The 8,132-nt window shown below is 69.6% G+C and carries 6 protein-coding genes; 3 read left to right on the forward strand and 3 right to left on the reverse strand.

All coding sequences use genetic code 11. The annotated features are described in order from the left end of the window. Positions 1-33: 33 nt before the first annotated feature. The gene (locus AAG801_RS38160; protein WP_341893101.1) at positions 34-978 is read right to left on the reverse strand and encodes a LysR substrate-binding domain-containing protein; all 945 of its coding nucleotides are present in this window, start codon (positions 976-978) and stop codon (positions 34-36) included. A 67-nt stretch (positions 979-1,045) separates the two neighbouring features. Between AAG801_RS38160 and AAG801_RS38165 the strand changes: the two genes are divergently transcribed. Further along, positions 1,046-2,263 (forward strand): MFS transporter, encoded by a 1,218-nt coding sequence (locus tag AAG801_RS38165; RefSeq protein ID WP_341893102.1) that lies wholly within the window; start codon positions 1,046-1,048, stop codon positions 2,261-2,263. Between the two features lie 9 nt (positions 2,264-2,272). On the opposite strand, the gene AAG801_RS38170 is transcribed toward AAG801_RS38165, so the two are convergent. Beyond that, positions 2,273-4,096 (reverse strand): ABC transporter ATP-binding protein/permease, encoded by a 1,824-nt coding sequence (locus AAG801_RS38170; RefSeq protein WP_341893103.1) that lies wholly within the window; start codon positions 4,094-4,096, stop codon positions 2,273-2,275. A gap of 60 nt (positions 4,097-4,156) precedes the next feature. Between AAG801_RS38170 and AAG801_RS38175 the strand changes: the two genes are divergently transcribed. Then, positions 4,157-4,594: an acyl-CoA thioesterase gene (locus AAG801_RS38175; protein WP_341893104.1), complete on the forward strand. Its 438-nt coding sequence runs from the start codon at positions 4,157-4,159 to the stop codon at positions 4,592-4,594. 9 nt (positions 4,595-4,603) lie between these two features. Here the strand turns inward: AAG801_RS38175 and AAG801_RS38180 are convergent, their stop codons facing one another. Then, positions 4,604-6,868 carry a YgiQ family radical SAM protein gene (locus AAG801_RS38180; protein ID WP_341893105.1) on the reverse strand — a complete coding sequence of 755 codons (2,265 nt, stop codon included), beginning with the start codon at positions 6,866-6,868 and terminating at the stop codon, positions 4,604-4,606. Positions 6,869-7,001: 133 nt separating this feature from the next. Here AAG801_RS38180 and AAG801_RS38185 point away from each other — a divergent pair, with 133 nt between their 5' ends. Next, positions 7,002-7,985 carry a hypothetical protein gene (locus tag AAG801_RS38185; protein ID WP_341893106.1) on the forward strand — a complete coding sequence of 328 codons (984 nt, stop codon included), beginning with the start codon at positions 7,002-7,004 and terminating at the stop codon, positions 7,983-7,985. The last annotated feature ends 147 nt before the right edge of the window (positions 7,986-8,132 follow it).

Genomic DNA, 8,132 nt, shown 5'->3' on the forward strand with positions numbered 1-8,132 from the left:
CGGGTCATGCGCGACGCGCATGACGGCTCAGGGTCAACCCGTAGTGGACGACGAAGGCACCTTCGCATCGCTGCGCAGGAACTCCCACAGCGCCAGCGCACCGGCCTTGTTGTGGCGGGCCAGTTCGGGGCGCTCACGGTAGATGCGCACTTCCATCGTGATCTCGTACTGCCCCGCGTCGGCGGCGCGCACCAGGCGCCGGCTCTTCAGCTCCTTCTTCACCGAACTGGCCGGCAGGAAAGCCAGGCCGTGCCCTTCGAGCGCCATCGCCTTCAGACCCTCGGCCATGTCGGTCTCGTAGATCGGCTCGAGCTGCGGCGGCACCGCGGCCTGCTTGACGATCACCTCGACGAGGCGGCCGAGGTAGGCGCCCTCGCCATAGCCGAGGTAGGGCACCTTGCGCGCTGCCGAACCGGGCAGGCGGAACAGCGGCGCGCCGGCCTCGTCACCCCGCGCATAGGGCGCCAGCGTCTCGTGGCCGAGGCTGAGCATCTCGTAGCGCTCGGGGCTGAGCTGCAGCGGCTGGCTGGGGTGGTGGTAGGCGATCAGCAGGTCGCAGCTGCCTTCGGTGAGCTGCATCACCGCGTCGTGCACGTTGAGCGTGATGAGGCGGCTCTTCAGCGCGCCGAATCGGCTGCGCAGATCCATCACCCAGTGCGGGAAGAAGGTGAAGGCCAGCGAGTGCGGCACGGCGAACTCGATCATGTCCTGCGCGCCGGTCTGGTGGCCGCGCATCATGTTGCGTGTCGCCTGCAGCGCGCCGAGGATCTCCAGCGCCTGCGAGTGAAAGGTTTCGCCGGCGGGCGTCAGCCGCGTCGGGTAGGACGAGCGGTCGACCAGGTCGATGCCCGCCCACGCTTCCAGCGCCTGGATGCGCCGCGAGAAGGCCGGCTGGGTGACGTGGCGCAGTTGCGCCGAGCGCGAGAAGCTGCGAGTCTCGGCCAGGCTGATGAAGTCTTCGAGCCACTTGGTTTCCACGGCTGCGAAGTGTAGCGAGCGGCGCCGCGCGGGCTGCCGGCGACGATGCAGGCACACTGCCGGGCCGATGACAGCGACCCCAGCCCACTCCCCCTCCCCCGCCCACGCCCACGCCAGCGCAGCCTGGCTCGTCTTCGCCGCCGGCGTCTGCGCGGCGCTGCACGTCGGCAAGCTGCCGCCGGCCATCGCCACGCTGCAGCGCGAGCTCGGCATGTCGCTGGTCGAGGCCGGCTTCCTGCTCTCGCTGGTGCAGGCCGCCGGCATGGCCGCCGGCATCGCCTTCGGCGTGATCGCCGACGCGATCGGCCTGCGCCGCAGCATGCTGATCGGGCTGCTGCTGCTGGCCGCGGCGAGTGCGCTCGGCGCGCTCGTCGATGGCGTGCCCTGGCTGCTGGCGCTGCGTGCGCTCGAGGGCTTCGGCTTCCTGATGGTGGTGCTGCCGGCGCCAGGGCTGATCCGCCGGCTGGTGGCGCCGGCGCGGCTGTCGGTGATGCTGGGCGTGTGGGGCACCTACATGCCGCTGGGCGCGGCGATCGGCCTGCTGATCGGTCCGCTGTGGATTGCCGCGCTGGGCTGGCGGTCGTGGTGGGCGCTGCTCGGCGTGCTCTCTGCAGCGATGGCGCTGCTGCTGCGGCGCCGCGTGGCCGATGCGCCCGCGCCACCGACCGGTTCGCAGAACCTGAGCGTCGCACGGCGCCTGCGCCTGACCCTCGGCCACGTCGGGCCCTGGCTGGTAGCCCTCAGCTTCGCGCTGTACTCGAGCCAGTGGTTGGCGGTGATCGGCTTCCTGCCGGTGATCTATACCTCGGCCGGCATCGGTGCCGGCACGACCGGCGTGCTGACCGCGCTGGCCGCGGCGGTCAACATGCTCGGCAACCTCGCGGCCGGGCGACTGCTGCATCGCGGCGCCCGGCCGCCGTGGCTGCTGGCCGCCGGCTTCTCGGTGATGGCGCTGGCGGCCGCCGCGGCGTTTGCCGGTGGCGCCGAGGCCGGCCTGCCGCCGGCGCTGCGCTATGCGGCCGTGCTGGTCTTCTCGATGGTCGGCGGCATGATCCCGGCGACCCTGTTCGCGCTGGCCATCCGCGTGGCGCCGGGCGAGCAGACGGTGTCGACCACCGTCGGCTGGATGCAGCAGTGGTCGGCCTTCGGCCAGTTTGCAGGCCCGCCCGTCGTCGCCTGGCTGGCCGCGCGCGCCGGCGGCTGGCAGTGGACCTGGCTGGCCACCGGCGCGGCCTCGCTGGCCGGGTTGCTGCTGGCCTGGGCGGTGGCCCGCAGCACGCGATAGCGCAGCACTTCAGGCTGTGACGTCGCGCTCCTCGGCGCCGCTCTGCTGCAGGCGCCACATCTGCGCGTAGCGGCCGTCCATCGCCAGCAGTTCGGCGTGGTTGCCGCGCTCGACGATGCGGCCGTGCTCCATCACCAGGATCTGGTGCGCATCGGCGACGGTCGAGAGACGGTGCGCGATCACCAGCGCCGTCTTGTTGCGCGCCGCGCTCTTCAGCTCCTCCTGGATGGCGCGTTCGTTGGCCGAGTCGAGCGCCGAGGTCGCCTCGTCGAAGATCAGCACCGGCGGGTTCTTCAGCAGCGTGCGCGCGATCGCCACACGCTGCTTCTCGCCGCCAGACAGCTTCAGCCCGCGCTCGCCGACCATGGTGTCGTAGCCCTTCGGCGTTGAGCTGATGAAGTGGTGGATGTGCGCCGACCTCGCCGCGTCTTCCACCTCGGCGCGCGAGGCGCCGGGTCGGCCGTAGGCGATGTTGTACTCGACCGTGTCGTTGAACAGCACGGTGTCCTGCGGCACGATGCCGATGGCCTGGCGCAGGCTCCTCTGCGTGACCGAGCGGATGTCCTGCCCGTCGATGCTGATGCGGCCTTCGCCGACGTCGTAGAAGCGGAACATCAGCCGCGCCAGCGTGCTCTTGCCCGAGCCCGAGGGGCCGACCACGGCCACCGTCTCGCCTGCCGGGATCTCGAAGCTCACGCCGTGCAGGATCTCGCGGTCGCTGTCGTAGCCGAAGCGCACCTCCTCGAAGCGCACCGTGCCGCCGTGCGGCTGCAGCGGCTGGGCATCCGGCGCATCGGCCACCTCGCGGTTCTGGCCGAGCAGGGCGAACATCTTCTCCATGTCGATGGTCGACTGCTTGATCTCGCGGTAGATCACGCCGAGGAAGTTCAGCGGGATGTAGAGCTGGATCATCAGCGCGTTGACCAGCACCAGGTCGCCCAGCGTCATCGTGCCCTCGACCACGCCGACGGTGGCGCGCCAGACCAGCAGCACGACGGCCGCGGAGATGATCAGGCTCTGCCCGAGATTGAGCAGCGAGAGGGACGTCTGCGACTTCACCGAAGCCTTCTCCAGCCGCTGCAGGTTCTCGTCGTAGCGGGCCTGCTCGAAGCCCTCGTTGCTGAAGTACTTGACCGTCTCGTAGTTGATCAGCGCATCGACGGCCTTGGTGTTGGCCTTGCTGTCCTGCTCGTTCATCGCACGGCGGAAGTGCGTGCGCCACTCGGTCACCGTGACGGTGAACGTGATGTACCCGGCCAGCGCACCGAGCGCGATCACCGCGAACCAGCCGTCGAACTTCGCCGACAGCAGCGAGATCACCAGCGTCATCTCGACCAGCGTCGGCAGGATGTTGTAGATCGTGTAGTTCAGCAGCGAGTGGATCGCCTTCGAGCCGCGCTCGATGTCGCGCGACACACCCCCGGTCTGGCGTTCGAGATGGAAGCGCAGGCTGAGCGACAGCAGGTGCTCGAAGGTCTCCAGCGAGACACGCCGCGCGATGCGTGCCGCCACCGGGTAGAAGAGGAACTCGCGCATCTCGGTGAACAGGGTCACCGAGACGCGCAGCGCGCCGTAGGCCAGCAGCAGCGCCACCGGCACGACCAGCGCGGCCTGCGGATCGCCAGGCTTCAGGTCGAGCGCATCGACGAGCTGCTTGAGCACCAGCGGCACGCCGACGTTGGACACCTTGGCCGCGACCAGGAAACCCAGCGCCACCAGCACGCGCCAGCGCCACTGCCACACATAGGGCGCGAGCTTCTTCAGCGCGCCCCATTGGGACGCCGGCGCGACGCCAGCCTGGGTGGGTGCGGCAGGCAGGCTCAGGCGGCGCATGGAGTGTGGGGAGGCAAGGGCGTGAAAGAATGCGGCAACAACCACCGCAGGTGCAGGATCATGCCCGAGACTTCAAGCCCCGCGCCGCAGGCCGGCGCCCAGCATCTGTCGCCGACGCGCCTCCCGGAAGACCAGCAACTGGTGCTGCGCGTGATGCCGATGCCGGCCGATGCCAACGGCAACGGCGACATCTTCGGCGGCTGGATCATGGCCCAGGTCGACCTGGCCGGCGCGGTGATGCCGGCACGCATCGCCAAGGGCCGCATTGCCACCGTCGCGGTCAACCAGTTCGTCTTCAAGCAACCGGTGTCGGTGGGCGACCTGCTGAGCTTCTATGCCAGGGTGGAGCGCATCGGCACCACCTCGATCACCGTGCACGTCGAGGTCTATGCCGAGCGCAACCCGGCGAACCTGCAGGTGGTCAAGGTGACCGAGGCCAACCTGACCTACGTGGCGATCGACATGCAGGGCCAGCCGCGCAAGATCCCGAAGGACTGACCGGGCGTCCTACTTCGTCTTGCGCGGCGGCAGCCCGGTGTGCTGCGTCAGCACGCGGCCCTTGGTGACGGCCGACGTGCGTGCGCCGCTGGGCGTCGAGTTCTTGCGCCGCGCGCTCTGGTAGCTGCCGTCGGTGCTCGGCTGGAACGTCGGCACCAGATGGTGCTTGCCGTTGCCGATCAGGTCGGCGCGGCCCATCGCCTTCAACGCCTCGCGCAGCAGCGGCCAGTTGTTGGCGTCGTGGTAGCGCAGGAAGGCCTTGTGCAGCCGCCGGCGCTTCTCGCCGCGCACGATGTCCACGCGCTCGGCGCGCGTCGCGTCGCGGCTGATGCCCTTCAGCGGATTCATCCCGGAGTGGTACATCGCCGTCGCCGTCGCCATCGGGCTGGGGTAGAAGGTCTGCACCTGGTCGGCGCGGAAGCCGTTCTTCTTCAGCCAGACGGCGAGGTTCATCATGTCCTCGTCGCGCGTACCCGGGTGCGCGGCGATGAAGTACGGGATCAGGAACTGCTTCTTGCCCGCCTCGGCGCTGAACTTGTCGAACAGCTGCTTGAAGCGGTCGTAGCTGCCGATGCCCGGCTTCATCATCTTCGACAGCGGCCCGTCCTCGGTGTGCTCGGGCGCGATCTTCAGGTAGCCGCCGACGTGGTGGGTCACCAGCTCCTTGATGTACTCGGGCGACTTGACCGCCAGGTCGTAGCGCAGCCCCGAGCCGATCAGGATCTTCTTCACGCCGCGCAGCGCGCGGGCGCGCCGGTACATGTGGATCAGCGGGCCGTGGTCGGTGTTCAGGTTGGCGCAGATGCCGGGATAGACGCAACTCGGCTTGCGGCAGGCGGCCTCGATCTCCGGGCTCTTGCAGCCGATGCGGTACATGTTCGCCGTCGGACCGCCAAGGTCGCTGATCACGCCGGTGAAGCCCTTGACCTTGTCGCGGATGTCCTCGATCTCGCGGATCACGGAGTCTTCGCTGCGGCTCTGGATGATGCGGCCCTCGTGCTCGGTGATCGAGCAGAAGGTGCAGCCGCCAAAGCAGCCGCGCATGATGTTCACGCTGAAGCGGATCATCTCCCAGGCCGGGATCTTGGTCGGGCCGTCGTGGCCGCCGGTCTCGTCGGCGTAGCTCGGGTGCGGGCTGCGTGCGTAGGGCAGGTCGAAGACGTGGTCCATCTCCGCGGTCGTCAGCGGGATGGGCGGCGGAGTCAGCCAGACATCCCGGTCGCCGTGGCGCTGCACCAGGGCGCGGGCATTGCCGGGGTTGGTCTCGAGGTGCAGCACGCGGTTGGCGTGGGCATACAGCACCGGGTCGCTCTTGACCTGCTCGTAGCTGGGCAGGCGGACCACCGTGCGCTCGCGCGGCGGCAGGTTGACCTTGCCGCTGGCCGAGGGCACGAAGCGGACCGGCTGCACGGCAGCGCCCATCGCGCCGCTGCCATCGTCCTTGGCGCAGGTGGCGCCCTGACCGGCAGCTTGCTCGCTGGTCGTCTGGTAGGGGTTGATGTGCGAGTCGATGCGCCCCGGACGGTCGACCTCGGTGGAGTCGATCTCGAACCAGCCTTCGGCCGTCGGGTCGTCGGTGCGGCGCATGAAGGCGGTGCCGCGCACGTCGGTGATGCGCTCCACCGGCTCGCGCCGCGCCAGGCGGTGGGCGATCTCGACGATCGCGCGCTCGGCGTTGCCGTACAGCAGCAGGTCGCACTTGGCGTCGACCAGGATCGAGCGGCGCACCTTGTCCTGCCAGTAGTCGTAGTGCGCGATGCGGCGCAGGCTGCCCTCGATGCCGCCCATCACGATCGGCACGTCGTTCCAGGCCTCCTTGCAGCGCTGCGCGTAGACCAGCGCGGCGCGATCGGGCCGCCGGCCGCCCTGCCCGCCCGGCGTGTAGGCGTCGTCGCTGCGGATCTTTCGGTCCGCGGTGTAGCGGTTGATCATCGAGTCCATGTTCCCGGCGGTCACGCCGAAGAACAGGTTCGGTCTGCCCAGCGCCTTGAACGGCTCGGCCGACTGCCAGTCGGGCTGCGCGATGATGCCGACACGAAAGCCCTGCGCCTCGAGCACACGCCCGATCACCGCCATGCCGAAGCTCGGGTGGTCCACGTAGGCATCGCCGGTGACCACGATCACGTCGCACGAATCCCAGCCGAGCGCGTCCATTTCGGCGCGGCTCATCGGCAGGAAGGGCGCGGGGCCGAAGCGCTTCGCCCAGTGCGGCTTGTAGCCGGTCAGGGCGCGGGCGGCTGGTGCGGTTCGTCCAGGGGCAAAGGTGGTAGACACCCCTTATTGTCGTTGCTCGGCCCTGTCCCGGCATCGCGCAGGGGAACCCGCGCGGCAGGTGATGTCCCGCAATGCTGCGGCGTCGGCCTGGGCGACACTCGCATCGACGATTCAACCTTCACAGGAGGCGGTCATGAAGCCGCTGCCCCGCCACTGCCTGCTTGCCCTGATTGCCGCTGCCGCGCTCGCCGCCTGTGGCGGGGGCGGTGGCGGGTCCGCACCGACCGTCGACTTCCCGACCACGCGCGCCGGCGCCGCCTCGGCCGGCGCCGACATGACGACGGCCAACTTCCCGACCCTGTCGACCCGCGCGGTCGACTCGCTGCTGGCCACCGTGGGCGGCGACCTGGTGCTGTCGCAGCCGTTGTCGGCCGGCCGCGCGAATGTGGCATCGCTGGGTCGCTGGGCGGCTCGGCGCAGTGCGGCGAGCATCGGATCGGCGGCGCGCAAGCAGGGGCTGGCGGTGGACAGCGAGACCTTCTCCTGCGGCGTCAGCGGCACTCTGACGGTGACGGTGAACGACGCCGACAACAACAACGTCCTCACCGCCGGCGACTCGGCGAGCTTCGACTTCATCGACTGCGTCGAGACCGGCGCGCCGGCCATCAATGGCGGCTTCGCGCTGGTCTTCAACGTGCTCGTGCTCAACTCGCAGCAGGAGCCGACGGCGTTCGACGCATCGGTGACCATGAATGCGCTGACGGTGGAGGGCCTGGGCAGCCTGGATGGCGATGCACGCCTGTGGGTGGCGCCGGTGACCGGCGGCGAGCGCAGCTTCGTGCGCTACCAGCGGATGGCCTCGGTGACCGCCGGCGTCACCTCGGTGCTCGACTTCGATGTTGACGGTACGACCACCGCCACCACGTCGACGAGCCGGATCAACGGCAACCTGCAATTGGGTGCCCAGGTCTACGCCGTCACGCAAGTTGCGGCCTTCGACACCAGCGCTGGCGACCCCTCCAGCGGGCAGTTGCGCATCACCGACTCGGAGGGTGACCGGCTGCTGCTCACGGCGGACGGAACGCTGGTCGATCGCGAGTTCTTCCTCGCCGGCAACACCAGCAGCACGCCCGACGCAGCCCTCATCGGCACGCCCTGGTCCGCCTTCAGGCAGTGAGGGCCGCGCGGCCGGGCGGCCTCACCCGGTCACGAGGCCGTCCATGCGCACCACCTCGAAGTCGCTGCCGAGCACCTGCGCCAGTTCGGCGTTGAGTGCATCGTTGTCCCAGCGGTCGTCGGGCGCGCCGGTGACGTACCAGTTGCT

The organism is Variovorax sp. YR752, from assembly GCF_943372545.1.

What these genes read in the sequence shown, in the direction of transcription:
- AAG801_RS38165 (WP_341893102.1), top strand. Translation starts at nt 1,046, where the DNA reads ATGACAGCGACCCCAGCCCACTCCCCCTCCCCCGCCCACGCCCACGCC.
- AAG801_RS38170 (WP_341893103.1), bottom strand. Translation starts at nt 4,096, where the DNA reads ATGCGCCGCCTGAGCCTGCCTGCCGCACCCACCCAGGCTGGCGTCGCG.
- AAG801_RS38175 (WP_341893104.1), top strand. Translation starts at nt 4,157, where the DNA reads ATGCCCGAGACTTCAAGCCCCGCGCCGCAGGCCGGCGCCCAGCATCTG.
- AAG801_RS38185 (WP_341893106.1), top strand. Translation starts at nt 7,002, where the DNA reads ATGAAGCCGCTGCCCCGCCACTGCCTGCTTGCCCTGATTGCCGCTGCC.